Source organism: Larkinella harenae (genome assembly GCF_054780515.1).
Genome location: NZ_BAAGWE010000008.1, coordinates 151,811 through 177,740 on the forward strand (window position 1 = coordinate 151,811; position 25,930 = coordinate 177,740).

Consider the following 25,930-nt stretch of genomic DNA (forward strand, 5'->3'; position numbering starts at 1 on the left):
GATCAAAGTAAATGAAAATACCGCAACACCGCTAAATCTTAAGCCTCGTTTTGCAATTGCTGCCGCAGTTTTTTCGACACCAGCCAGTCGGGTTTGTGCGTAACAACGTTGGCCTTCAGTTCATTAAGCATGGAATAAAGCCCAAAGTACGTGCGGTTGATGTACAAACCGTGCTGTGACCCCCGCGCCACTTTCGAGTTTTTCAATTCCTGTACATTCGCCAGCTCTTCCGCAAAACCGTACACGGTATCGAAATAGGTATCGTCCCCAAAATCGAAGGTGGGCGAAGCAAACGGTTTGCCGAGCAACACAATCATTTTCTTGAACAAGTCGGCAAAAAAAGCCTGCTCCTTGGGCGAATCGTCGGGAACAATGAACTCCAGATTCCGGAAAATCGCCAGCGTTGCCTGTTCATCATCCAGCGTATCAAAGTTGATCAACCGAAAATAATTGTCATAAAAGAACTCCGGAATCACTTTCACGCAGCCGAAATCAATTACGCCCATCTTGCCATCGGTGCGCATCAGAAAATTACCCGGGTGCGGATCGGCATGCACCTGCCGGAGTTCGTGAATCTGAAAATGGTAAAAGTCCCAGAGTGCCTGACCAATCTGATTCCGCACCTCCGCCGATGGGTTCGTTTTCAGAAAATCCTTCATATGAAAACCGTCGAGCCAGTCCATCGTCAGAATGCGCTGGCTCGACAATTCGGGGTAGTACGTCGGAAAAACCAGGTTTGGAATCGACGCGCAACGCCCGGAAATATAGATTGAGCGGTTGAGCTCCAGCTCGTAATCGGTTTCTTCCAACAGCTTCGACTCCACCTCGCCCATGTAGCGGTTGATATCCTTTTCATTCAGGTTCAACAACCGAATGGCCAGGGGTTTGGCAATCCGCAGGTCGGAACTAACACTATCGGCCACGCCCGGGTATTGGACCTTGACCGCCAGCTTCTTACCGTTTTTCCAGGCCTGATGGACCTGCCCAATCGATGCGGCATTGACGGCATTCATGTCAAACCGGTCGTAAATCTGCTGGGGTGTTTTATTAAAATACGTCCGAAACAGCTTGACCACCAGCGGCCCCGACAGCGGGGGCGCCGAATACTGCGACATGGTGAACTGATCGACGTAGGCCCGCGGCAAAATATTCCGGTCCATACTGAGCATCTGCGCCATTTTCAGGGCGCTGCCCTTCAGTTCACTCAGCGCCTTGTAAATATCGGTTGCGTTGTCCTGATGCAGTTCTTCTTTAGTCAGTTCGGGATCCAGCAGTTTTTTACCGTAATGTTTCAGGTAATTGCCACCAACTTTCACCCCCGCTTTAACAAACTGACTGGCGCGGGCCACTTTGGAAGTCGGGATATGATTCTGGGTTTTCATGTAGCTTAGCTTGGTATGATGAAGTAGGAACGATGAATGGATTGGCCTTTAACGCATCATTCCTACTTCACCATTTCCTTCTGGTTCATCCTTTATTTTGATAGAGGAATTTGGCCAGATCAAACAGCGAATCCAGCGGAGAACGCCCGATCAGATCAAACGCCGTATTAACGGACTTTTCGATGACAGTATCGGTTTTTTCGAAATTCTTGCTGACGTCGTTGATCCAGAACTGGAGAATGTACCCGGTTTGCAACCACAGCCCGTCGGCGTAGCGATCCGACAGAAAAGGCCGCGGTTCCACCTCCTTGCTCTCGCGTCCTTCGGCCAGCAAATCCCGGATATAATCAAAATAAGCATCTTTGAAAAGATGCAAAACCCGCGGAGACGATTTGGCCCGGCGCACCCTGGCAACCGGCGACGACGGTTCCGCCATTGCACGCATCCGTTCGTAACTGAAAACTGCAAAACTGCGCTGGGCTTTCAGCGCTTCAATCCAGGTATAATAAAAGGCCAGCAGTTTTTCCCGAACAGAGTACGTCTGATAAACCGGGTCGGCCTCGATGGATTGCACCGTCTGCTTAAAAATAGCCAGCCAGACATCGGCTTCGATGGATTCAAAGGAGGTGTACTCCTGGTAAAATTCGGCTTCCGACAGCTTCAATTTTTTCGCAAACTGAAAAACGCTCGGTGGTGGGGCTCCGTTTTCAAGCACGTAATCAACGTAGGCTTTACGGATTTTTTCCTGTTTCTCCATGCTTTGAGAACGAAGCGTCTGGAAAAAAAGTTTAGCTTTTCATGTTCACAAACTGCAAAGAAATCTCCAGCTCAGCCCGGCGCAACATGCCAATCACCGCTTGCAGATCATCGATCTTTTTACTCGTCACGCGCACCTGGTCATCCATTGCCTGAGCGGTGATCTTGGGAAAGTGTTCCTTGATCAGTTTCAGGATTTTACGCTGCTGATCCTTATCCAAACCCTGGCGAATTTTCAGATCCCGTCGCAGCCGATTTCCCGACGGCTGGGGTTCCGCCGAAAAATCCAGGCTTCGCCCATCAACACCCTGTTTCACCATGCGGGCCAACAGAACATCCTCCACCGATTTCAGGCTCATATCGTTGTCGGTATCGATCCGGACGTTCAGGTCCTTTTTATTGAGTTCTACGCTGGTTTTGCTGTTCCGTAAATCATAGCGGTTAGCAATCTCCTTGATCGCCACATTAATGGCATTGTCCAGGGTTTGCAGGTCAACTTTACTAACAATATCAAATGAAGCCATAATGGGTAGCGGCTAGTACAGGGAAAGAAATTAAAAACGGTCGTCTACTCCCCGCAAATGTAAAGGCATTTCCATAACGCTCCAACCCGCTCACGCGACATTTGCCTCGAAAAGGCGCTACGGTGTTGGACACCTGGACGCCATCAGGTGGCTTGGGTTTGGTTAAGCCCAGGCGTGGGGATGGCCATTCGGTTGGACAATCCCGGGCATGAAATGGCCCTTTAAAACGGGGCAACAAACGCTCCCTGCTGACGAACGGAATGGCAGGAAATGCCGCGTTGCCGTGCTTCGGCCAGCAACCGATCCGTCAATGGGGTTTTGTTGGAGTCATCGAAAATGATGTGACGGGCCACCACCCGTCCTTTCAGTTGATCCCATTCCTGCACGGCGTTTTTGCTGATAACCAGGTAATCAACCACCGCTGGCAACCGCCATCGATCCTTTCTGCCCAGTCGGTTGACAATGAGTAGGCTTTTTCCCTGCCAGCTAACCAGCGCAAACCGTTCATCCCGAAAAACCGGTAGTCGGGGATCAATTTGACCCGGATGCGTGTAGCTGATCTGGCTAACTCCCAGACTGTCCCAGGTGTTTCGAATGTAAAATCTCACTTCCGGACTTTTGTCCGATACCGTCGCAGTGGTCAGCAGAAAAGCTTCCTTTCCGTGTACGAAACTGAGCGCCGATTGGTGCGGTACAAAATGAACTATCAATAACCGCTGCGTTTTTCGACGCACAGTAGTCCAGCCCACCGAAACCGTCAGGAAAACCGCACAAACGGCGACGGCCCAGCCCAATCGTTTCTGCCGGTAAGCCAACAGGGCGGCTCCCAAAAAAATAAGTGCATACAGCATCAGCAGTTCCCAACCCGTTACCATCAACGGTTTGAGAGCGGCATACGGCAGTTGCTCTGTTGCGAGAATACACTGATTCAATAACCACATCGTCCCATACAGCATTTTACCAACCAACACGCCCACCAAAGGCAGCCAGCCGACCACCAGCAAACTCATGGCCAGCACCAGCACGAGCGACGACAACGGAATAACCAGTGGATTGGCGAGCCAGAAATAGGTCGGAAACTGGTGGAAATGGTAAATACTCAATGGAAACGTCAGCAACTGGGCCACCAGCGCCACTGCCGTTATTTTCCATAAGGCGTCGGCCCAGCGATACCGCAGGGTAATGCTTTGATAAAGTGGTTGTTGCCATACGATTAAAGCACCGATGGCCAGGTACGACAGTTGAAAGCCGACCGTTGTCAGCGCGTACGGGTCGTACAGCAAAATCAGAAAGGCCGAGGCCGCCAGGGTATTCAACGGGTTGTTCACGCGTCCGATGGTCTGGCCTATCAACAGCAGCGAAAACATGATGGCCGACCGTAGCACCGGTGCCGAAAAACCCGTCATCAGGGCGTAAAACCAAAGCAGGGCCAACATAAGGACGGCAAATAGGTATTGGCCTCCCTTTCGGCGTTTCAAAAAGGCAAAAACGAACCCCACTGCGGCAAATAACACCCCCACATGCAGGCCCGAAACCGATAGAATGTGAACGGCCCCCGCTACCGAATACGCCTGCTGCAAGTCGGGATCAATCCCGTCGCGCAGCCCCAGAATCATCGCCTTGACAATGGCAAACTCCGCTCCATTGCCCAAGTGGCTCGTAAAAACGCTGTCGGCCCATTCGTTGATGGCGTACGCCCGGGCGGTCAACTGGTTGGCGGGTTGATTGCCCAGCACCATCCGATCGTCTGGTTGTACGTATTGTTGATGGAAAATGCCCCGATGGGACAGAAATTGTTTGTAATTAAATTCACCCGGATTTAAAGGCGGATCAATGGTGCGGGGCTCCCCTCGTACCAGCCAAACGTCGCCGTAGCGAGGTTTTTCCGGTATGTTTTTATCCATGTATACAATCAAACGGCCACGGACGGGCTGCCAGCAGCTATCAGCCAGCACCCGCCGAACCTCCAGTTCCAGTCGAAAAGTTTTGGCCCGGCTTTCAGCCTGCGAACTGACAACGGCTTCGTACGCCCGAACCGGCCGATGCAAATGAACCCAATGTTCGGGATCGTTTGTCACCGTGTGCAAATCCGTTGTCAGCCAGCCCAGGCTAGCCAGCATCAGCAAACCGGTTCCTCCTTTTAGCAGAGACCAATTTGTGGGATGCTGCGTAGTGGCAAAGACAAATAAACTTGCATTGACAAGCAACAAAAAGATAACAACATAAATTTCAACCTCCGGCAACAGCAGGTAGGCCAGCATTCCGCTCATTAGCGCCAGCACGTAGCGAACAAACGGATAAGCATTCCAGCGTAGCATCAGGCAGGAAACGATGAAGCAGGCAACACCATTTTGTAATGCGGAATCCCGCATTCTTCAAATTGTTGTCCTACGGCCTTAAAACCAAACTTGGCGTACAGCGGCATGGCCGTTACCTGTGCATTCAGGTAGATGGATTCAATAGGTTCGGGCTGCTGATTGAAAATATCATCCAGCACCGCCTGCACCAGCGCTTGCCCTACCCCTTTTCCGCGAAAACGAGCCAGCACAGCAAACCGCTCCAGTTTGATGCCATTCGAGGTTTTACGCCAGCGGGCCGCCCCACCGGGTTTCCCGTTGTAAAGCGCCAGAAAATGGTGGCTAATGGATTCAAATTCATCGTATTCTTCCTCAGCCGGCACTTTCTGTTCTTTCACAAAGACGGCTTCACGGATCGCAAAAACCTGCTGCATTTCTGTCGGGCTACTCACTTGAATCACGTCAATCATACGCGGGAGGTTTACGAATACGGTTGATTCATGATCGCTGCCCATGGGCACATTACCGATCACCAAAACCGTACCCTAATGAATCAGCAACCGGCGGGAGGCCGATTCTTTATCAGTACGAACTTTCACAAAATACACGCCCCGATCCAGGGTTTCCAGCGGCAGACTAATGGAAGAACTGGGATAATTGTCGTAGTTCTGCGTCCGGATCACCCGACCCGACAGATCGACAATATCTATTTTAAAAGACTGAAATCCGGTAAATAACACCTCCAGTGTCGATTGCCGTTGCGCGGGATTCGGGTAAACATTCACCGTCAGGGTTTCCGTTTGCGGCAATGGATCAGCCGATCGCACCACCCGCTGACGGCGCGGACTGGCTTCAATTACCGCCCGCATTCGGGCCCGTTGGTCCTGCGTAAAAAGATTCATACAAGCATCCGGCGTGTAGTCCAGGTAATTTTCAATCAGATTGCGGGTCCGAACCCCGTTGCAGTTGGAATACAGCTCGGGGCAGGACGTACTTTGATTGGCACTTTCAGTTGGCGGGGTATCGTTGCAATAATCGTCCCCACAGAATGAATCGCCCCAGGTATGAATCAGGCCCAGCCAATGCCCGACTTCGTGTGTCGTCGTACGGCCATATTTATAAATAGGGCTGGTCACCGCCCCGGTATTGCTTCCGAAATACCGATAATCAATGATAACGCCATCGGTGCGCTCGTTTTCCAGCGGAGCTAATCCCGGTATTCCCGTCGCTTCCGGAAATTGGGCATAGCCCAGGTACTCATTCTTCAACGTTGTCACCCAGATGTTCAGGTACTGATCGCTGGACCAATATGCAATCTGCGACAATTGGATGTCGTCACCGCTGAAGCTATCGTAAATGTCAAAACTGGCTTTTTCCGTGTAATGCCGGGTAATACCATTCGTCGCCTTGCCCTCCGGATCAACGCGGGCCAGAAAAAATTCAATACCGGTATCAGCCCCAATCGGGCTGGTGTTGAACCCCCGGGTGTCCGGCATGCGTCGGTAATCTTCGTTCAGGACCCGAATCTGGGAGGCAACCTGCTCATCGGAAATATTGGTATTATTGGCACCCCCAACAAATCCGGACGAGTTGTTGTGTACGATGTGCACCACCACCGGAATCCGGTACACGACTTCCCCGATTCGGGCCTTGTCTTGCTCCTTCGACCGGCGGCTGATGAGTTGTTGCACCTGTTCATTCAGCTGCTGGCGTTTGTTCAACCGATCGGGATCCCGTTTCTGCAACGTCAGTTCCCGGGCCTCGATGCCACAACGCTGCGGACTCACGGGCAGTTGCGCCCGTGAGTCCGGCAGTCCCAGACCAAGTAAAAGTCCCAATACCGCAATCCACGGCTTATTTTTCAGACCGTTCATACGCCGTGATGATTTCTCTAACCAACCGGTGCCGAACTACATCACTTCCATCCAGCTCAACGAAGGCAATTCCTTTAATATCTTTCAGAATGTCAACGGCTTCGATCAGACCCGAGCGCTGGTTTTTCGGCAAGTCAATCTGCGAGCGGTCGCCCGTGATGATTGCTTTCGAATTCGGACCCATCCGCGTCAGAAACATTTTCATCTGCATCGGCGTCGTATTCTGGGCTTCGTCCAGTAAGATAAACGCATTATTGAGGGTACGACCGCGCATATACGCCAGCGGGGCAATTTCGATCGTCCGGTTTTCAATGTATGTTTTTAGTTTTTCGGCCGGGATCATATCATCCAGGGCGTCGTAGATGGGTCGCAGGTACGGGTCGATCTTTTCTTTCAGATCCCCGGGCAGAAACCCCAGGTTTTCACCCGCTTCTACGGCCGGGCGGGTGATGATAATTTTTTTAACTTCCTTATTTTTCAGCGCCCGAACCGCAATAGCCACCGCTGTGTAGGTTTTTCCCGTTCCGGCTGGGCCAACGGCAAACACCAGATCGTACTTTTCCGAAACATCGACCAGCCGCTGCTGATTAGCGGTTTTCGCCCGTACAATCACGCCTTTGGTTCCGTACACCAGAACGTTGTCATCCGGCTGCACAATCGCCTGCGTCTCGCGTTCCGTGTTTTGCAAAAAGCTCCTGACGTTTTCGTGCGTAAGTTTGCCGTAACGCTGGTAATGCTCAAGCAGCGAATCCAGAATGTCGGTAATACGGGAAATTTCCGGGCTCGTTCCTTTGATGCGGATTTCGTTACCTCGGGAAATAATTTTACTCATCGGAAAGGCGGCCGCTACCTCTTTGATGTTGTTGTTTTCAACGCCTAAAAAGTCGATGAGTGATACATTGTCAAGGGTGATTACTTTTTCTACCAAATCAAGGTTCATGTTTTCAGTGTGAGCATTACGACTAATTTCCCTTCTAAATTTAGGGGATCGTACGTACTAAACAACAAAATTTATCAATTATTATCTCCCCGTTGCCCCAAATATCCGCAAACTCTTCATGGTTAATCATTTGCATCGACCGAGGAGCCGCTTTGCCATTTATGCGCAAACAAGCCTGACTGCCGTTCAAGGATGTCCGTCAGCCGTAAGCTAAATTGACGTTTTTTTTTCTTTGATTTTTAAGCCTGGCGCTAAAGAATATGTACTTTAGAGCCAAGAACTTACTATTCCAATTCGTAACCAAATCAATCCTGGGTATTCGTCCAACGGCTTTTCATTGTATCAATGATTGGCTATACTTGCATTATAATGGAAAACGATCGCCCCACCAATTCTCCCTTTCGTAAGACCCCCTACACGGGTAACAATCGACGCAGCCTGTCCGATGGTGTGAACCACATGCTGACGCCCACCGGATTGGGAAAACTACCTCCCCAGGCCATTGACCTGGAAGAAGCGGTACTGGGAGCGTTGATGATCGAAAAAGATGCCCTTTCAGCGGTCATCGACATTCTAAAGCCGGAAAGTTTTTACAAAGAGGCCAATCAACGGATCTACAACGCCATCGTCACCCTGTTTGGAAACGCCGAACCGGTTGATATGCTGACCGTTACGCAGCAACTGCGTAAAAATGGCGAAATCGAAATCGTTGGCGGTGGTGGTTACATTACCGATCTGACAACCCGGGTTTCTTCGGCAGCCAACATTGAGTACCACGCCCGGGTCATTGCCGAAGCGTCCATTAAGCGGGCGCTGATTACCGTTGCCAACGAAATTCAGCGGGATGCGTACGAAGACACCACCGATGTCTTTAACCTCCTCGACCGCATCGAACAGTCCATGTTCCGGATTTCCGAATCCAACATCCGGAAAAATTACGCCGACATGGGCACCATCATGCGGCAGGCCCTGGACGAGCTGGAGCAGAAAAAAAACATGAAGGACGGCCTGACCGGCGTCCCGTCGGGGTTCAGTGCCCTCGACCGGCTGACGTCCGGCTGGCAGCGTTCGGAATTGATTATTCTGGCCGCCCGGCCCGGTATGGGGAAAACCGCCTTCGTCGTGAGTGCGCTCCGCAATGCCGCCGTTGATTTTGGCCAGGCCGTAGCCATTTTCTCACTCGAGATGTCTTCGGTTCAGCTGGTTAACCGGTTGATTTCGGCCGAAGCCGAAATTGACAGTGAAAAAATCAAGAAAGGAAACCTGGCTCCGCACGAATGGGCGCAGCTCCACCATAAGATTCAAAAACTGACCGAAGCCCCTATTTTTATCGACGACACCCCCGCCCTGTCGATTCTGGAAATGCGGGCCAAATGCCGTCGGTTGAAAGCCCAGCATGACATTCAAATGGTGGTGATTGACTACCTCCAGCTCATGTCGGGGGATTCATCGGGCCGCCCAGGTGGGAACCGGGAACAGGAAATTGCCTCGATTTCGCGGGCGATGAAAAACCTCGCCAAAGAACTTAACGTACCGGTCATTGCCCTGTCGCAGTTAAGCCGGGCTGTAGAAACCCGGGGTGGCGACAAAAAACCGCAGCTTTCTGACCTTCGGGAATCCGGTTCCATTGAGCAGGATGCCGATATGGTTATTTTCCTGTACCGCCCTGAATACTACGGAATTACCGCCGATGAACAAGGCAATTCCGTCTCCGGAATCGGCGAGGTCATTATTGCTAAAAACCGGAGTGGCTCCCTGGATACCGTTCAACTGCGGTTTATCGGGAAGTACACCAAATTTGGCGACCTGGACTCGTTCTTCATGCCGCAGGCACCCGCTCCTTTTGGGGGGCCATCGGCTGGTTTTGACCCTAAGCTATCCGGCGCACAATCCTTTGAAAACCAGGGCGGTATTCTCAAAAGCAAAGCCAACAACCTAAATACTCCCCCGAATTCCGGTGGGCTCTCCAACTTTGGTTTCGTCGATCCAAACCAGCAGGAAACCCCGTTTTGAGCTAAGACTGCAGCGGTAGGCGTTGCTGCCGCGGAGCGTAAATTCATACCGCTGCAGTCTTAGGTCTTAATTTCTTTTCTCCAGCTTTACTATGTTTTCTACATGGTGCGTGTGCGGAAACATGTCGACGGGCTGCACGGCTTTCACTTCGTACAATTCGTCCAGAATGGCCAAATCGCGGGCTTGGGTTGCCGTGTTGCAACTCACGTAAACAATTCGCTGGGGAGCCGCCAATAACAGGTTACGCGTGACGGCTTCGTCCATTCCGGCCCGGGGAGGATCTGTAATGACCACATCCGGTTTTCCGTATTTTTTAAACAGTGCGGGCGTCAGTAGGGTGCCCATATCCCCCGCCAGAAACCGCGCGTTTTCGATATTGTTGATCGCGGCATTTACCCGCGCATCTTCCACGGCCGGTTCCACATACTCAATTCCAATCACCTCTTTGGCTTGCCGGGCCACAAACAACGCAATGGTGCCGGTGCCGGTATACAAATCATACACCCGTTCCGAACCCGTCAGACCGGCCCACTCCCGGGTAATTTTATACAGCTCAAACGCCTGTGTGGCATTGGTCTGGTAAAAGGACTTGGGGCCAACCCGGAACGTCAGCGGCTGCCCATCGCCCGCATCCATCTGCTCTTCAATGTACGGTTTTCCCCAATACGGCACCACGTGCTGATCCTGGTACGAATCGTTCAGTTTGCGGTTGAGAATATAATTCAGCGAGGTGATCTGCGGAAACGAAGTTTTCAGCATATCCATGAGTCCTTCCAGCTCCTGCGGCCGGTCTTCCGCCACCTGAACGGTCACCATGACCTGTCCGGTCGAGGCCGTCCGAATAATTACCGTGCGCAGAAAACCAACGTGCGAATTCAGGTTGTACATGCTCAGCCCGTGCTGAAACGCGTACGCGCCTACCGCCAGCCGAATGGCATTGGAGGGATCGGGTTGCAGGTAACAATGCGCAATGGGCAAAATTTTATCAAACCGTTTGGGAATGTGAAATCCGACGGCCCGCTTGTCGAGCGACAAATCGGAACGAACTTCCTCCGGGGTCAACCAACGCCCGTCGGCGCAGGTAAACTCCAGTTTGTTGCGGTAGTACGTTGTTTGCTGCGACGGGAACGTGGGCAAAACCGCCGGCAGCTGCACCTTGCCAATGCGGGTCAGGTGATCAACGACCTGCTGTCCCTTAAACCGCAATTGCTCGTTGTACTGGATATGCTGCCATTTGCAGCCTCCGCAGGTTCCGAAATGGGGGCAGAACGGTTCGGCCCGGCTCGGGCCGTATTCGTGTATTTTTTCGACGACCGCTTCGCGGTACTGCTTTTTTCGGTTAACTACCCGGATATCAACCAGATCACCCGGCGCAGCCACCGGCCCACCCAGTTGGCCCTCTACAAATATGATCCCTTCTTCCGTTCGAACCAGGCACTTTCCTTCTGCCGCAACGTCATCAATCCGAACACCTTGCAACCGTTGTATCTTCTTTTGGGTCTTTCCTGACATACTTTACTGTGATAAATTCTGTAAATTAAGCACCGTATTTTCGTTTCGACAACCCTCTTTTTACCTGAATGAAACAGTTTTATCGGATTACAGCCTGGTGCAGTTGGTTTATGGGATGCTGGTTAGGGCTGGCTTTGGCGGCTTCGGCCACCCATATTGTGGGTGGAGAGCTGGAATTAAAACGCTTAATCAACCAAAGTCCGTATACCCACCAAATCAACCTCAACCTTTACTTTGACGATATCAATGGCAATCAGGATGCCACTGACCCAACGGTTGACATTTTTATTTACCGCAAAGGCGACAACGCGTATATCGGGTCAATTGCTCTGCCATTGGTGAGCTCCCAGCTGGTCAATTATACCAAACCCGAATGCGCCGTTCCTTCCCTCCGCACCCGGCTTTTGCGCTATGGCGGCAACGTCATTTTTAATTTGGAAGCCTTTAACGATTCGCGGGGGTATTACATGGTTTGGGAGCGGTGTTGCCGGAACAACATCATCAGCAATATTCAGAATCCCGGTGCAGCCGGATCAACGTTTTACCTGGAATTTCCGGCCCAGCGGAACGGCCGAACGGATGTCATCAATTCTTCCCCGGCGTTTCGGCAGGTAGTTGGCGACTACATCTGCGTCAATCAGCCCTTCTCGTTCGACTTCGGTGCTACCGATTCGGATGGTGACAGTCTGGTATACCGACTGGTAACTCCCTACAACGGGTTTAGCACAACCAACAATCCCCGGCCTCAGATTGCCGTACCCAGCTCAGCCTACCCGGAAGTCCGCTGGAACAGCGGACTCAATCAGGACCGGGCCATTCCGGGCCCTTCGCCCTTACAGGTCAATCCCCGAACGGGCCTGCTGACGGTCACAGCGGGCCAGGTCGGGTTATTTGTCTTTTGCGTACAGGTGGAGGAATACCGTAAAAATGCAGCCGGAATCTGGCAGCGAATCGGATTGGTGCGACGAGACTTTCAGCTAAAAGTAATTGATTGTCAAAAAAATAACCCTCCCTCCCTGGCCATGCGACCGCCCGGGCAGAACTCCTTTTACCAGGAAGGAACGGTTTTAAAAATCACCAGCAAAGAAGCCAATTGCCTGGATCTCTATATCACGGATCTGGATCCGAACCAGCGCGTCCGGTTAAGCGTTTTGAACGGCCCCGCCCAGGGCATTACCTTCGCTCCGAATGAAGTGCACATCCGAAATTCGGGCGACTCGGTGCGAACACGCGTTTGCTTCGACCAGTGTCTGGCGGAAGGGAAACCACTTAAACTTTCGCTGCTGGCCACCGACGAAGGCTGCCCGCAAGGACTGCAGGACACCTTGGTGATTACGCTGGAAATGGCCCCGGAACTCAACCGGAAACCGGATGTTGTCACGACATTACCCGGCAACCAGACGAGCGTTCAGGCGGGAACAGCGCTGCAATTCACGGTAAACGGTACCGACCCGGATGGCGACCAACTTACGCTCGTGGCCGTTGGGCGGGGTTTTAACATCACCCAAATGGGAATGAGTTTTCCCAGCGCAACGGGGCAGGGCTCCGTAAGCCAGCAATTTAAATGGACACCCCAATGCGCTCAGGTACGACAGTCGGAGTACGTAATTGATTTTATTGTTACTGATACCCGCTGTAATCGCAACCAGCGCGACACGGTTACCGTCCGGCTGAAAGCAACTCCGGTCACCACCCGGGCCCCCACCGTAAAAACCACGCTCGACCATCCGGTTATCGAGCTAACCCTGACCGACTCGATTCCGGCCCTCGTCCGTTTCGATGCCATCGCCGAAGATCCTGATCCGGAAATTCTCAAATTGACCGCGGTGGGCCACCATTTCGACTGGAAAAGCATGGGCATGCAGTTCGAAGAAAAAACCGGTCAGGGACCGCTCACCTCACCGTTCAGCTGGCAACCGGGTTGCCCGGTTTTGCAGGGCAAGAGCGAAGCGACCTACGAGCTGGATTTTATTTCGCAGGACAGCAGCTGTCCGAACCAGTACGATACCACCCGCGTCACGTTTGTGATCAAGGATATTCCTACGGATTATAACATCAGCATCACGAACGTCATCACGCCCAACGGAGACGGCAAAAATGATACGTTCAGCGTTCCGAATTTGCCCATCGACAATTGTGCGGACCAGTTTCGGCGGGTGGATATTGTAAATCGTTGGGGAAAAGCGGTTTTTTCGTCAACCAGCCGCGATTTTGAATGGGATGGTGCTGATTTACCGCCGGGCAACTACCACTACTCCATCCAGTATACGCACCGCTCCTACAAAGGAATGGTAGCGCTCCTGCGCTAACCAGCTTCTTACGAAAACAAAAGAGCTACCTGACTGATCAGGTAGCTCTTTTGTTACAATCTTATTGAAGATCACCCCTTTTCACCGAATAACGGCGAGTAGGGTCAGTAGGTACGAAACAATAATTAATTATTGGTAAACTGAACCCGCTGGATATTACCGCGAATTTCACCGGCAGGATACTGTTGCGAGGTCAGAAGCACGTACAACCGGCCTTCCATCAGGGCGTTTTCCTGGTCCTGCGTTAACGTACTTTTTCCACTGGCCGGGCTCGTTGTCGAGGTTAGAGTAATAATGCCAGGTCCATTGGTTCCGGGGCCGCCTGGAGCCAAATGAATGCGTGCTGCTGTAGGCGTAATTCCCGTATAGTTGACCGTGTACGATAATTCTTTGGTTGGTTTATTGTAGGTTCCAGTCATCGTTCCCGTTGCGGATGAGGGCGTACCAGGAAGTGCCCAGTTACCAGCTAAGGCTGCCTCAAATTCGACGGTATCTTTCTTGTCAGGTGCGTCTTTAATGGGTCCACAGGATGAAACCGCCAGGGCTGTTGCCAGAAAGGCCGTCATCAGATAAGCAAATGTTCTTTTCATAAATCGTGAATATTGAATGGTCCAGATTGCTCCGCAATAATACTAACTTTGCTGAAATTCTCTACAACCTCAGGCGGGCAATACGTATATAACTTTTTTTAAAGAGAAGTTTCTTATCAAAAAGTAACAAATATCCATTTGTCAGCCGTGCATTATCCCGTATTTCCAGATTTTCATGAAAGACAAAGTTGTTGTCATTACCGGTGCGTCGTCAGGAATAGGCAAAGCCCTGGCGTTTGCCTTCGGCCGTGAACAGGCCATCATCGTCATTTGCGCCCGTCGGCTGGAGTCGCTCGAAACCGTTGGCGCGGAATTAAGCCGGAGTGGCATCCGCAACCTTTGCCTCCAGGCCGACGTCAGTGTGGAAGCTGACGTAAAGCGGTTGATCGAAAAAACCGTGCAGCAATTTGGTCGGCTGGATATCCTGATCAACAACGCCGGTATTACAATGCGCTCGATGGTGCTGGACATGGACCCGGACGTGATCCGAAAAGTGATGGACATTAATTTCATGGGAACGGTGTATGCCACCCGGTACGCCCTACCCTATATTCTGCAAGCCAAAGGTTCGATTGTCGGCATTTCGTCCATTGCTGGCTACCGGGGCTTACCGGTTCGCAGCGGGTATTCGGCTTCAAAATTCGCGATGAACGGTTTCCTCGAAGCCCTGCGAACCGAACTGCTGAACACCGGTGTCCACGTGCTGGTGGCCTGCCCGGGCTTTACGACGTCCAACATCCGGTATTCGGCCCTGAACAATGAAGGCGCTGTAGCGGGAGAAACCGTCCGTGACGAAAGCAAAATGATGAGTGCGGAAGAATGTGCCGATCACATTTTGAAGGCCGTAAAACGCCGGAAACGCGATCTGGTGCTTACCGCGCAGGGCAAGCTAGTAGTTTTCCTGAACAAGTTGTTCCCCGGACTGACGGATCGCATGGTCTACAATACGCTGGCGAAAGAAAAAGACTCTCCGCTGAAAAAAATGTAGCAGTTGATGGTTTTCAGTGGCTGCACCCGCTTTAACCACCCGGATTAAAACCGTAAACGATCACCCTAAATCACCCAGACGTTGTCTTTGCGGACGTAGTACAGCCCGTCGTTCCAGAAAACGTGGAGCCAGATATCCTGACTGCCCAGGATATTGATTTTATGGCCCCGGCTGATTACATCGGCCACGGGCGCTGCGGCTGACGGGTCGCGCCGGAGCAACACCCGATCACGGTTGATGATCCCCGACTGATACCCTTCGGGCAGGTTGACCATCAGCAGCAGGCCCGTCAAATAAGCCAGGACAATCAGCTTGTGTCGTCGGCGGGCCGGTTCCCGGTTGCGGTACTTCATCCAGAAAATCCCAAAAGCATACGTTCCCAGCAACACCAGCGCCAGGGTAATGTACAACCCGTATTGTTTGTAGAAAAGGTAAAAATAATTCAGGTCGTCGGTTTCGTAGCCCCGCAGGTTATTCTGACTTGCTACATCGTGCATCTTCTTCAACACTGCTTCGTCGGGTCGCCGGTCAAAATAAACTTGCAGGTAATAGAGCATTTTTGCCACGTCGCCCTGTTTTTCCCAGCCATAAGCCAGTTTCAGGAGCATCGGATCGGTCGGTTTATGGGCTAAATTCAGATATTTTTCATAGGCGTCAACGGCGTCCAGGTAACGTCCGGCAGCAAACAGAGAATCAGCCTGATAGAGGGTTATCGTAGCCTGTTTGGCCACCGCATCTGCCCCCCCAAAAAAGGCGAGTAGAGAAAAAAAATAGAGCAATTTCAGCCAATAGCCTTGCTTTTTCATATCAGAAAAGGTACTTTTGCATCGCAATTTTGGGAAGCAGCTCAAAATTACAAAAGGTAAAAGTAGAAAGGTTACGGTATAGATCATTTCTTTTCATCTTCTCCTTTTTTGATCTGGTAGCTCAGCTGGTAGAGCAATACACTTTTAATGTATGGGTCCTGGGTTCGAATCCCAGCCGGATCACAAAAAAACTCAATGAATAACGATTTTCCAGCTTCATTATTCATTACTCTTTTACCGATTTCGATCTGGTAGCTCAGCTGGTAGAGCAATACACTTTTAATGTATGGGTCCTGGGTTCGAATCCCAGCCGGATCACAAAAGGCGCACGAAAGTGCGCTTTTTTTGTTTACAGCGGTTCTTACGTTCCGAAGCCGGCCTGGACCTGATTCGCACTATAGTGAGTATCTATACCTCCTTTATCAACTTTCCGGGCTCCGATCGGTTATGCATTAGATTTCCGACTTCTAACTGGTGAGCGTTATTAAAACCATGAAAACGATTGTCTCCTTTGCTTTTGCGGCCTCCTTATTGATTCTGTCGGCTTGCAGCTCCGTACGCGTAGTCAAAACCGAACCAGCCGAGAATTTTGCCCTGACCAATTACCGCACGTTTGCGTTCTCCGACATTGAATCAATCGGTGACATGCCCCAAAGCGGTTTTTACCGCTCACAGGTCGACGCCCTCAAAAAAGCAATCGAAACCCAACTCGTTAGAAAAGGGTTGCGCCGGGTCGATTCTCAACCCGACCTGATGATGAACATCGGTGTTGCCATTAACGAAAAAACGCAAACCCGGCAAACCGACATTCGCACCGATCCGCCCTTTTACATTGGGCAACGGCGCTACAGCTGGCAGAGTCGTGAAGTTCCGGTGGGTAAGTACCGTCAGGGAACTATTGATGTGCACCTGGTCGACGCCAAGCGCAACGAAATGGTCTGGCAGGGAATCGTAGAAGGAATTGTTCCCAACAAGCCGGAGAAGCTCCAGAAACAACTGGAAGAGGGCATGGAGAAGTTATTTGCCCGGTTATAAATCGGGCGGCTTTCAACGTCTGAAAACCGCCCGAATGCTGTTAGAAGGCTTAGAAAGGCAGTCCGTTGTCGTCTTCTTCAAAAGCCGTCAGCGGCCGATCGTTGACCGGACGCGATTCCGTGCGACGTGGTGCAGGTGCCGCAGCGGGCTGTTCCCCGCCTTCGCCCGCTTCGATGCGCCAGGCTCTTACGTCGGTATACCAACGGTCGTTGTACTCCCGCGATTCAATGCTGATGGCCAGCCGCAGGGTGTCGCCCGGCACAAACTGAGCCAAATCCCCCGTTTTGTCGCCCCAGGCCATCAGGCATACCTGCTTGGGAAACTGGTCGATCGTTTCGATTATAAATTGTTGTTTTGTCCAGGTTCCGTTCCGTCCCTGCCCCGATTGTTCGGGCAAAACTTTAACCAGTTTACCTGTTAATTCCATTGCCATATTTGATGTATTGATTTCGGTTTTGGTTTCTTTTCAACGAATACCGTTTCGCCGGGCGAAGGTTGAAATGAATTGTTGAAGTTACAACTTTTTGACTTAATTTCCCCCAAAAAACCATTCAGATAATCCCCAGAACGATGAAAATTGGCGTTTTGTTACACGGAAACGGCGTATATGATGGAACCGAAATTCACGAGGCAGTACTCACCCTCTTAGCCCTGGAAGAAGTGGGAGCCGAAACGATTTGCCTGGCCCCCGATGTGGCGCAGCATCATGTGGTAAACCACCTGACCGGCGAAGAAATGGCGGAAACTCGCAACGTGCTGGTTGAATCCGCGCGGATTGCGCGGGGCAACATCCGGAACCTGGCCACGCTTCCCGCCGACGAACTGGACGCGCTGGTAATGCCCGGCGGCTTTGGTACGGCTAAAAACCTGACCAAGTGGGCCTTTGAAGGACCCCAGGGAGCCATTCTGGAGCCAGTCCGGCAATTGATCCTCGACCTCATCGCTCAGAAAAAACCGATCGTCGGCCTTTGTATGAGTCCAACCACCATTGCCAAAGCCCTGGAGGGCAGTGGCATTTCGGCCCACCTCACCGTAGGAACCGATGCCGAAGATAGTCCATATGAAATCAGCAGCATTTCAGCGGGCATGACTTCGCTGGGGCAACAGGCCGAAATGAAAACCGTTCGGGAAGTGGCGGTTGATCGGGAATACAAAATCATAACCGCCCCTTGCTACATGATGGAGGCTTCCATTCTGGACGTTCGAAACAACATCCGGCTGGCGATTGATGAATTAGTGAAATTACTAAAGGAGGAATAACAGTATGGTTTGAATTGGTGATTCAAATTTTTGCCAAAATCATAGCAATGAACGCCAATCTTGTCCCTCATTCTTGGTACCACTACTGGGTAAACGAACTGGGATTGATAGATTTAAATTGTTATCAATGTAGATTTCCAAAACCACTCTCGAGAGTTGGTTTTGGTGCTTATCCGAATTGGAGGAAAAAGCTTAATTCAGAAAAAACTAGTTTAGCGTCTAGTCGATTTCAAAGCTTGCGAACATCTGTTCAAAATGATGATTGAAAGTCTAACTAAGTTCGAAAGTGAATCATTTTAAACCTGTTCTCTCTGCCGCTTAGTAACATTCCTATTTTTTGAGCAACTTCCCCAGGCTTCCCCTGAAAGGAAAAAGGCCCTCTCCGTTGGTAGGAAGGGCCTTTTTAACCGGGATATGAATACAACCTGAATTAAGTATCTCATTTGAGCACTAAATTCTCTCCGAAAATTACAAAAAAGTTCCAAAGGGACAACTTTTTTCCGGAAATTTTATAAATTTTTGTCAGCGTGTAGGGCCATTACGGCGCTGTCTGCACAAAATGCTTTTGGTTCGTCGAGATGTTGGCGATTGTCCATTCTACATCCCCGGAAAAAGCTTGACTCCGCACCGGACAGTCATCGATCCGGCAGTAGTGGCAGCAGTCGGGCAGGCAGGGATCGGCATGGATAAAAATCTCCACTTCCGTATTGATTTCCCGTTTCAGCAGTTCTTCAAACTCGTGTACCTCCTGGTGAACCTTGTCCAGATTCCAGTAATAGGGCAGTGTCAGATGACAATCGATGTGCACATCGGCACCGTACCGCTGAGCCCGAAGGTTATGGATGTCAATCCAGTTTCTATGTTTGTTTTGATTGAGAATAGCCAGGATGCGCTCAAGCAAGGGGAGATCAGTTTCGTCCATTAGGCCCGCTACCGAAGCTCGAATCAATCCAAAACCGTTCCAGATAATCAACCCCGACAGGATTAGCGACAGAATGCCGTCCAGCCAGGTCAGGCCTGTTAGCCAGATCATGCCCATGCCGGCTACCACCACCACACTACTCAGGCTATCGGTTAACAAATGCCGGCCGTCGGCAATGAGGGTAATCGAATTGGTAATTCGGCCATTCCGGATGAGCAGCCAGCCGATTAGGGCATTGGCAACAGAAGTCAGAGCAACCAGCGCCCCCCCCCAACCCAGGTACGTGATCGGTTGAGGATTGTAAAAAGACTCAATCGCCTGGTAAATGATAAAAACACCGGCTGATAGAATCAACGCCCCTTCAAAACCGGAGGAAAAAAACTCAATTTTGCCGTGGCCGTACGGGTGGTTGCGATCGCGGGGTAAACCAGAAAGGTAAATACTGTATAACGCAAACCCGCTGGCAATCACATTAATTATCGATTCCAGCGCATCGGTCAGAATGGCCGTGGAAGACGTTAGCCACCAGGCCGTGAACTTGAGCAGCATCAGGGCAACACTCAAAACCAGGGAGATTGTCATCCACTTGTATTTCGTCTGCTGGATGGTTAGCATGAAGCCATTGGGTGGTTATAGCCCGCAAAGGTAGCAAACTGTTAAGGATTTCTCTTTACCTTTGCGCCTATGGAGTTGACCGATAATCCCTGGAAAACGCTTACTTCAACCATTGCTTACGAAAATAATTGGTTGAAAATCAGGCATGAAGATGTGATCACGCCGTCCAACACCCCCGGCATTTACGGGGTTGTCAGTTTCAAGAATAAAGCCGTGGTTGTGGTGCCCATTGATCAGGAAGGCTATACGTACCTGGTGGGGCAATACCGGTATCCGCTCGACGAATATTCCTGGGAAGTTCCGGAGGGCGGGGCACCCATCGGTACCGATTTGCTGGAATCGGCCCGGCGGGAACTGAAGGAAGAAACCGGGCTGGAAGCCGCTCAGTGGACCATGATCGGTCGGATCCATACGTCGAATTCTGCTACCGACGAGGAAGGTTTTTTGTACATCGCCGAAGAATTGTCGCAGGGAACCCACGAACCCGAAGAAACTGAACAATTGCAAATTCGGCGGGTTTCCCTAAGTGACGCCGTTCAGATGGTGATGAACAGCGAAATAACCGACGCACTTAGTGTCTGCGCCCTGCTGAAAGTGGCGCGGTTGAAACAGCTTTAAGACCACATGATTTTGGCCATTTTATACGGTTTAGTCGCTGGCATTTTACTCTGCTTTACCTTCGGAACCGTCTTTTTCTCCCTCATGCAGAATAGTGTCGATAATGGCTATCGATCCGGCATCAAGATTGCATTTGGGGTTGTTGTTTGCGATGCAATTTTTGTGGTGTGTGCGTTGTTTGGAACGGCTTTTCTGCCCAAAATTGACGGTTTTGAAGTTTATCTAACCTTGTTCGGGGTTGTCTTGCTCCTGGCGATGGGCATTGCCAACCTCTTTAAAGGAACACCACGGTTGGCCTACCCCAAAACCCGTTTTGGAAATTTCGTCTACTATTTTTCAACCGGATTCGTTCTGAATGCCATCAATCCCATCAATTTCATTACCTGGGTTACGCTGGCGGCATACCTGACCAATTCGTTGCACTATACGTCGCAGGAGCGAATTGTTTTCATGGTTTCCAGCTTGGTCGGTATTTTCACAACGGAGTCAGCATTGGCCGTGTTTGCGCACAAGTTAAAGCGGTTTTTTACCCCTAAAGTTGTCTTGGTTTTCAACCGGACCACGGGCGTTGTTTTTATTTTTATTGCTCTCCAGCTGGCCTGGACCCGCTTGTATGACCCGCTGATCACCATGTTGAAGCAATAAACCGGATCTTCGATGGAATGGAAGACCCGGTTTGGAAAAGTTACTTTTCAATTTGTTTGCTTTCGGAGTCAATTCCCTGCGTTTTCAGGAAACCTTCCCAATCCGCAATCAGGTTTTTCTTCAGGACGCGCGGAAATTTGTTCTGACCGCCCATTTTTCCTTTGGACTCCATCCATTTGTAGAACGTAGACGTCGGAAGGGTAGTCACAAAGACATCTTTGAGGGCGTGTCGGCGTTCAACGGCGTAGTCGTCGTTGAGGTCCTTCAGTTTGGCATCGATCAATTCTTTCAAAACCGTATCATCCACCGTATCATCGGTACCAATGTACCAGTGATGGGCAAATAAAGAGTCGTGAGAAATACCGGCTACGGTAAATTCCCGCACATTGATTTTCAGTTCGCGGGACGCCAGCTCGACGGCCTTGTTCATGTTGTCGACCGATAAATGTTCTCCGCACAGACTCAGGAAATGTTTCGTTCGGCCCGTAATAACAATCTCGCAGCGTTTTTTGGAAACGAATTTGATGGTATCACCGATCAGATAGCGCCAGGCACCCGAGCAGGTTGAAATCAGCAGGGCGTATTCTTTGCCTTCTTCGACTTCATCGATCATCAAGGTCTGCGGTTTTTCGACCACCTCGCCATCGGCGTTGAAATTATCCACGTTGAAGGGGATAAACTCAAAGAAAATCCCATTGTCAAGAATCAATTGCATGCCTTCGGCGTCGGGATGCGTCTGGTAGGCAATAAAACCTTCCGAGGCCAGGTACGTTTCAATGTAAGTAATGGGGTGAGCCAGCAAGTGCTCGAAACCTTTGCGATAAGGTTCAAACGAAACGCCACCGTGGCAGAAAACCATCAGGTTGGGCCAGATGTCATGGATGGTTTTGACCTTGTAATGGGCAATGATTTTTTCCATCAGCAACTGAATCCAGGCCGGTACTCCCACCACAAAACCGATATCCCATTGGGATGCCTGTTCCGTAATTTCGTCCAGTTTTAGCGCCCAGTCGCGCTCCTGGGCAATCTCTTTGCCGGGTTTGTAAAACTTCTGAAACCAGAACGGAATCTGCTTGGCCTGAATCCCGCTCAGATCGCCTTCAAAATGGTTGTCGCGGTAACTCAGCTGGGTGCTGCCCCCCAACATCAACATGCCCTTTTCGTAGAGCTGCGAGGGCAGGTGCTGGTACCGACTCAGGCTCAGAATTTGCCGGATGCTGGTTTTCTGAATCGCTTTCGTCATCGCTTTGGTGACGGGAATGGATTTCGATGCCGATTCCGAGGTGCCCGAACTCAGGGCAAAATACTTAACCCGGCCCGGCCAACAGACGTTTTTTTCCCCGTTGACAGACCGGTGCCACCATTCTTTGTAGATCTTGTTGTAATCGTAAATGGGAACCAGCTCCTTGTATTTCTGGTAAAATTCTTTTTCGTCGCTGAAAAAAGCCGCATTTTCAATTTCTTCGAACTGGTAGGCTTGTCCAAACTGGGTGTATCGTGCTTTGCCGATTAATTTGACAAAGGTTTTTTTCTGCAATTTCAGCGGATTCAATTTCTTTCTCCTGACCACACCGGTCAGTGAAATTCCGCGTTTCAATAGGCTTCCCAATAATGCCATGGGGTCAATGCGTTTATGTTCGTTGTCTAACTGTCAGGCAAAGTAAGCGCAAGCAGTTCGGTTGTGGGCGAAACAGGGCGCCGAAAACCGTTCTCACTCGCTTTCCTTACGGGGTCGTGACGCTGTCAGCATGGGGTATGGCTGAATCAGGCTCGTTCATTTTCCACGATTGTAAGGTGGATAGGCTTTTATAATCCGTCAAATCGAGCTGACACGGCACAACGGACGTGCAGTTTTGCGATAACGCAAACTCGTCGGTGTCCTCGCCCTTGTCGTTATTGACAAATTTGCCAGCCATCCAGAAGTACCCCCGACCGTAGGGATCTTTGCGTTCATCAAACACTTCCTGCCAGCGGGCATCGGCCTGCCGGCAAATCCGGATTTCGCGCAGGGGCTCGTCGGATTTGGCCGGAAAATTCACGTTCAGGGCGGTTCCTTTGGGAATGCCATTTTCCAGAGCGTGGCCGGCAATTTTCAGGATGTGATCGTACGTATGGGTAAAATCGGCATCATGGCCGTAATCGCAGAGAGAAAACCCAATGGCGGGAATGCCCTCAATGGCCGCTTCGATAGCCGCCGACATGGTTCCGGAATACAACACACTGATGGAGGTGTTGCTGCCGTGGTTGATGCCACTGACCACCAGATCCGGGTTGCGATCCTTCAAGACATAATGTTTTGCCAGTTTGACGCAATCGGCGGGCGTGCCGGAGCATTCATAGGCGGGAATCCCGGGAAAAAGATCAACCTGGTATAGACGAAGGGGTGATGCAATGGTAATGGCGTGCCCCATGCCCGACTGCGGACTGCTGGGGGCAACCACCACAACGTCACCCAGTTGTTTCATGAGCGATACTAAATTACGAATGCCCGGAGCATTGATGCCATCGTCATTCGAGACTAAAATCAACGGTTTTTGAGCCGACATAGTAAGCGTGTTAGCGTGTTTACTGGTTGCCAAAGGTAAGCATTATTGCCAAGGGAATCGGTACCTTTTATAAAGATAACGGTAGCGGATGTGCTTAAAAACGGTAAATTGGGTCGTGTATCAGGATGCAAAACCCCAATCGCATGCCGCTCGAATTTCGAACCGCCACCGTTGAAGACATTGATTCCATCATTGCGCTCCAGGAGAAAATCTGGGAGCCAACCTACCGGGCCATTCTTGACCAGGAACAGATCAATTATATGTTTCAGGCCATTTATTCCCGGGAAGCACTTCGGGATCAGATGATTAATGAGAACCAGACCTTCATCCTGGCCTACAATGATAACACGTTGACGGGGTTTGCTTCCTATTCCCCGAATCCGGCAAATCCTCAGCGGTTTAAGTTACACAAAATCTACGTATTGCCCACCGAGCAGGGCAAGGGAACCGGACGGTTTCTGCTGGAAGAAGTGATCCGGCAGTGCCTGGCAGCGGGCGGACAGCGCTTGTATCTGAATGTCAACCGGTACAACAAAGCCCGGCAGTTCTACGAACGACTGGGCTTTGTTGTAGTCCGCGAAGAAGATATTCCGATCGGACCTTACTGGATGAATGATTTTGTGCTGGAAAAAGCCTTAGTGGCTCATGGATGACTGCTGACTCCGGTAACCGAGCCAGGGCGAGTAACCCCGGGTTTCTTTGGCGTAATATCCAGTGCCATCGTAGGCGCGTAAATTCGGATCGCTTTTGCATTCGTCCCGGCAAGTGCCCTGGTGTTCATCTCCGCAGGCTTCGCAGAGGGTAACGTGGTTGTTGCAGGCTGGGCTCGCACAGTTGATCATCCGGTCGGTGGACGAGCCACAGCGGAAACACGTTGAAATCACGGCTGGATTTACCTGATTTACCTCCACCGCCACCCGGTTGTCAAAGACGTAGCATTTGCCATCAAAATCTTCCCCGCCGGATTCGATTCCGTACTTAATGATGCCGCCGTGCAATTGGTACACATTTTCAAACCCCTGATCCAGCAGGTAGGCGCTGGCTTTTTCGCACTTAATGCCGCCCGTGCAGTAGGTAATGATTTTTTTATCTTTCAGGTGCCTGATTTCGTCCATGTGCTGCGGCAGTTCGCGCAGGTTCTCCATGTCGAATGTAATGGCTCCTTTAAACTTTCCGACGGAATGCTCGTAATTGGACCGCATGTCGATCAGCACAACATCCTCCTGGTCCTTCATTGTCTTGAATTCGTCCGGTTCGAGGTGAATGCCGGTGCGCTTGAGCGGGTCAACCGGCAAGTCCGAGTTGACGATTTCGTTTTTCAGCCGAACGTTCAATTTCTGAAAAGCGTGTTCGTCCGATTCGTCCACTTTGAACTCCAGCCTTTCAAAACGCGGGTCGGCTTTGACCACGCGCATGTATTCGTCGCAGTCGGCGGGCGAACCCGAAACCGTGCCGTTCAATCCTTCAGCAGCTACGATGATTCGTCCCAGTAAATTCAGGCGAATGCACAACTGATGGTGTTCGTCACGAAACTGCTCAGGGTTTTCGATGGTTGTATAACAATAATATAATAGGACGCGATAGGGCTTCATCATACAAGGACATCTGTCTTGGGTAAACACACAAAGATACAAAAAGTATCCCTGACGACCACGTCAGGGCTAAAAACTGGGACTATGCACATTGCAATTACCGGAAATATTGGGGCCGGAAAAACAACCCTGGCTACCCTACTGGCCGCTCATTACGGCTGGGAAGTGCTCAACGAAGCCGTCGAAGGGAATCCGTACCTGGCGGATTTTTACGCCGATATGCAACGCTGGTCATTCAACCTGCAGATTTTTTTTCTGAACAGCCGGTTTGAGCAGATGCGTACCATCAATACTACCAACCGGTCGGTGGTGCAGGACCGCACGATTTATGAAGATGCTTATATTTTTGCCCGGAATCTGTACGAGAGTGATTTGATGAGTCCGCGCGACTACCAGACGTATCGCCGGGTTTTTGAAAACATGCTGGCGCTGGTTCGCCCACCGGATCTGATGATTTACCTGCGGGCCGATGTGGCCCGGTTGCAGGAGCGCATCCGGTTGCGGGGCCGGGATTATGAACAATCCATCAGCCCGGGATACCTGGAAAGTCTGAACCGCTATTACGAAGCGTTTACGGCCGAGTACAGGGCCGGAAAGCTCCTGGTGATTGATGTCAATACGCTGGACTACGTAGAAAAACCAGCTGATTTGCAGAAGGTTATAGATGAAGTTGACCGGGTATTTCGTTAAAAACCGTTCGGGCAAA

General features: G+C 50.9%; 24 protein-coding genes and 2 tRNA genes. 11 read left to right on the forward strand and 15 right to left on the reverse strand.

Annotation, left to right across the window (positions count from 1 at the left end):
• Window positions 1-38: 38 nt before the first annotated feature.
• From ACYVH9_RS26700 to ACYVH9_RS26730, 7 genes are all read right to left on the reverse strand, one after another.
• Window positions 39-1,382 carry an ABC1 kinase family protein gene (locus ACYVH9_RS26700; protein ID WP_460639491.1) on the reverse strand — a complete coding sequence of 448 codons (1,344 nt, stop codon included), beginning with the start codon at window positions 1,380-1,382 and terminating at the stop codon, window positions 39-41.
• Window positions 1,383-1,467: 85 nt separating this feature from the next.
• Window positions 1,468-2,139, reverse strand: a complete 672-nt coding sequence (locus ACYVH9_RS26705; protein WP_460639492.1) for a TetR/AcrR family transcriptional regulator — start codon at window positions 2,137-2,139, stop codon at window positions 1,468-1,470.
• A gap of 31 nt (window positions 2,140-2,170) precedes the next feature.
• Window positions 2,171-2,662 carry a YajQ family cyclic di-GMP-binding protein gene (locus ACYVH9_RS26710; protein WP_460639493.1) on the reverse strand — a complete coding sequence of 164 codons (492 nt, stop codon included), beginning with the start codon at window positions 2,660-2,662 and terminating at the stop codon, window positions 2,171-2,173.
• Window positions 2,663-2,883: 221 nt separating this feature from the next.
• Window positions 2,884-4,980: a ComEC/Rec2 family competence protein gene (locus ACYVH9_RS26715; RefSeq protein ID WP_460639494.1), complete on the reverse strand. Its 2,097-nt coding sequence runs from the start codon at window positions 4,978-4,980 to the stop codon at window positions 2,884-2,886.
• Entirely contained in the window at window positions 4,980-5,429 is a 450-nt protein-coding gene (locus ACYVH9_RS26720; RefSeq protein WP_460639495.1) for a GNAT family N-acetyltransferase, read from the reverse strand. The genes ACYVH9_RS26715 and ACYVH9_RS26720 overlap by 1 nt, the downstream gene beginning before the upstream one ends.
• 75 nt (window positions 5,430-5,504) lie before the next feature.
• Entirely contained in the window at window positions 5,505-6,833 is a 1,329-nt protein-coding gene (locus tag ACYVH9_RS26725) for a M43 family zinc metalloprotease (RefSeq protein ID WP_460639496.1), read from the reverse strand.
• A complete protein-coding gene (locus tag ACYVH9_RS26730) occupies window positions 6,814-7,761 on the reverse strand; it encodes a PhoH family protein (protein WP_460639518.1) in 948 nt (315 codons plus the stop codon). Before ACYVH9_RS26730 ends, ACYVH9_RS26725 begins: the two co-directional genes overlap by 20 nt.
• A 381-nt stretch (window positions 7,762-8,142) precedes the next feature.
• On the opposite strand from ACYVH9_RS26730, the gene dnaB reads away from it, so the two are divergent.
• Window positions 8,143-9,786 carry a replicative DNA helicase gene (dnaB, locus tag ACYVH9_RS26735; protein ID WP_460639497.1) on the forward strand — a complete coding sequence of 548 codons (1,644 nt, stop codon included), beginning with the start codon at window positions 8,143-8,145 and terminating at the stop codon, window positions 9,784-9,786.
• Window positions 9,787-9,852: 66 nt separating this feature from the next.
• Here the strand turns inward: dnaB and rlmD are convergent, their stop codons facing one another.
• Entirely contained in the window at window positions 9,853-11,298 is a 1,446-nt protein-coding gene (gene rlmD / locus ACYVH9_RS26740) for a 23S rRNA (uracil(1939)-C(5))-methyltransferase RlmD (RefSeq protein WP_460639498.1), read from the reverse strand.
• 68 nt (window positions 11,299-11,366) lie between these two features.
• Here rlmD and ACYVH9_RS26745 point away from each other — a divergent pair, with 68 nt between their 5' ends.
• On the forward strand, window positions 11,367-13,607 hold the full coding sequence (locus ACYVH9_RS26745) for a T9SS type B sorting domain-containing protein (protein WP_460639499.1): 2,241 nt from the start codon (window positions 11,367-11,369) through the stop codon (window positions 13,605-13,607).
• Between the two features lie 125 nt (window positions 13,608-13,732).
• On the opposite strand, the gene ACYVH9_RS26750 is transcribed toward ACYVH9_RS26745, so the two are convergent.
• Complete coding sequence (locus ACYVH9_RS26750) at window positions 13,733-14,197, reverse strand: CHRD domain-containing protein (protein ID WP_460639500.1); 465 nt, start codon at window positions 14,195-14,197, stop codon at window positions 13,733-13,735.
• Between the two features lie 175 nt (window positions 14,198-14,372).
• Between ACYVH9_RS26750 and ACYVH9_RS26755 the strand changes: the two genes are divergently transcribed.
• Window positions 14,373-15,185 carry an SDR family oxidoreductase gene (locus ACYVH9_RS26755; RefSeq protein ID WP_460639501.1) on the forward strand — a complete coding sequence of 271 codons (813 nt, stop codon included), beginning with the start codon at window positions 14,373-14,375 and terminating at the stop codon, window positions 15,183-15,185.
• Window positions 15,186-15,250: 65 nt separating this feature from the next.
• On the opposite strand, the gene ACYVH9_RS26760 is transcribed toward ACYVH9_RS26755, so the two are convergent.
• Window positions 15,251-15,991 (reverse strand): hypothetical protein, encoded by a 741-nt coding sequence (locus tag ACYVH9_RS26760; RefSeq protein WP_460639502.1) that lies wholly within the window; start codon window positions 15,989-15,991, stop codon window positions 15,251-15,253.
• A gap of 110 nt (window positions 15,992-16,101) precedes the next feature.
• Between ACYVH9_RS26760 and ACYVH9_RS26765 the strand changes: the two genes are divergently transcribed.
• The 3 genes from ACYVH9_RS26765 to ACYVH9_RS26775 all read left to right on the forward strand — a co-directional run bounded on the left by ACYVH9_RS26765 (window position 16,102) and on the right by ACYVH9_RS26775 (window position 17,026).
• Window positions 16,102-16,174, forward strand: a tRNA-Lys gene (locus ACYVH9_RS26765).
• 62 nt (window positions 16,175-16,236) lie between these two features.
• Window positions 16,237-16,309: transfer RNA gene (locus ACYVH9_RS26770), tRNA-Lys, on the forward strand.
• A 174-nt stretch (window positions 16,310-16,483) separates the two neighbouring features.
• Entirely contained in the window at window positions 16,484-17,026 is a 543-nt protein-coding gene (locus tag ACYVH9_RS26775) for a DUF4136 domain-containing protein (protein WP_460639503.1), read from the forward strand.
• Between the two features lie 49 nt (window positions 17,027-17,075).
• On the opposite strand, the gene ACYVH9_RS26780 is transcribed toward ACYVH9_RS26775, so the two are convergent.
• A complete protein-coding gene (locus ACYVH9_RS26780) occupies window positions 17,076-17,453 on the reverse strand; it encodes a DUF3127 domain-containing protein (RefSeq protein ID WP_460639504.1) in 378 nt (125 codons plus the stop codon).
• Between the two features lie 143 nt (window positions 17,454-17,596).
• Between ACYVH9_RS26780 and elbB the strand changes: the two genes are divergently transcribed.
• A complete protein-coding gene (gene elbB, locus ACYVH9_RS26785) occupies window positions 17,597-18,286 on the forward strand; it encodes an isoprenoid biosynthesis glyoxalase ElbB (RefSeq protein WP_460639505.1) in 690 nt (229 codons plus the stop codon).
• Window positions 18,287-18,824: 538 nt separating this feature from the next.
• Here the strand turns inward: elbB and ACYVH9_RS26790 are convergent.
• Window positions 18,825-19,823, reverse strand: a complete 999-nt coding sequence (locus ACYVH9_RS26790) for a cation diffusion facilitator family transporter (protein WP_460639506.1) — start codon at window positions 19,821-19,823, stop codon at window positions 18,825-18,827.
• Between the two features lie 69 nt (window positions 19,824-19,892).
• Between ACYVH9_RS26790 and ACYVH9_RS26795 the strand changes: the two genes are divergently transcribed.
• A complete protein-coding gene (locus tag ACYVH9_RS26795; protein ID WP_460639507.1) occupies window positions 19,893-20,441 on the forward strand; it encodes an NUDIX domain-containing protein in 549 nt (182 codons plus the stop codon).
• A gap of 6 nt (window positions 20,442-20,447) precedes the next feature.
• The gene (locus ACYVH9_RS26800; RefSeq protein WP_460639508.1) at window positions 20,448-21,086 is read left to right on the forward strand and encodes a LysE family translocator; all 639 of its coding nucleotides are present in this window, start codon (window positions 20,448-20,450) and stop codon (window positions 21,084-21,086) included.
• 40 nt (window positions 21,087-21,126) lie between these two features.
• Here ACYVH9_RS26800 and ACYVH9_RS26805 read toward each other — a convergent pair whose 3' ends face one another.
• Complete coding sequence (locus tag ACYVH9_RS26805) at window positions 21,127-22,704, reverse strand: GH3 family acyl-acid amido synthetase (protein WP_460639509.1); 1,578 nt, start codon at window positions 22,702-22,704, stop codon at window positions 21,127-21,129.
• Window positions 22,705-22,810: 106 nt separating this feature from the next.
• Window positions 22,811-23,632 carry a 5'/3'-nucleotidase SurE gene (surE, locus tag ACYVH9_RS26810; RefSeq protein WP_460639510.1) on the reverse strand — a complete coding sequence of 274 codons (822 nt, stop codon included), beginning with the start codon at window positions 23,630-23,632 and terminating at the stop codon, window positions 22,811-22,813.
• 143 nt (window positions 23,633-23,775) lie between these two features.
• Here surE and ACYVH9_RS26815 point away from each other — a divergent pair, with 143 nt between their 5' ends.
• The gene (locus ACYVH9_RS26815; RefSeq protein WP_460639511.1) at window positions 23,776-24,285 is read left to right on the forward strand and encodes a GNAT family N-acetyltransferase; all 510 of its coding nucleotides are present in this window, start codon (window positions 23,776-23,778) and stop codon (window positions 24,283-24,285) included.
• On the opposite strand, the gene trhO is transcribed toward ACYVH9_RS26815, so the two are convergent.
• Window positions 24,268-25,224 carry an oxygen-dependent tRNA uridine(34) hydroxylase TrhO gene (gene trhO / locus ACYVH9_RS26820; RefSeq protein WP_460639519.1) on the reverse strand — a complete coding sequence of 319 codons (957 nt, stop codon included), beginning with the start codon at window positions 25,222-25,224 and terminating at the stop codon, window positions 24,268-24,270. The genes ACYVH9_RS26815 and trhO overlap by 18 nt on opposite strands.
• An 84-nt stretch (window positions 25,225-25,308) precedes the next feature.
• Between trhO and ACYVH9_RS26825 the strand changes: the two genes are divergently transcribed.
• Window positions 25,309-25,914, forward strand: coding sequence for a deoxynucleoside kinase (locus tag ACYVH9_RS26825; RefSeq protein ID WP_460639512.1), 606 nt, complete (start codon window positions 25,309-25,311; stop codon window positions 25,912-25,914).
• Window positions 25,915-25,930: the final 16 nt, after the last annotated feature.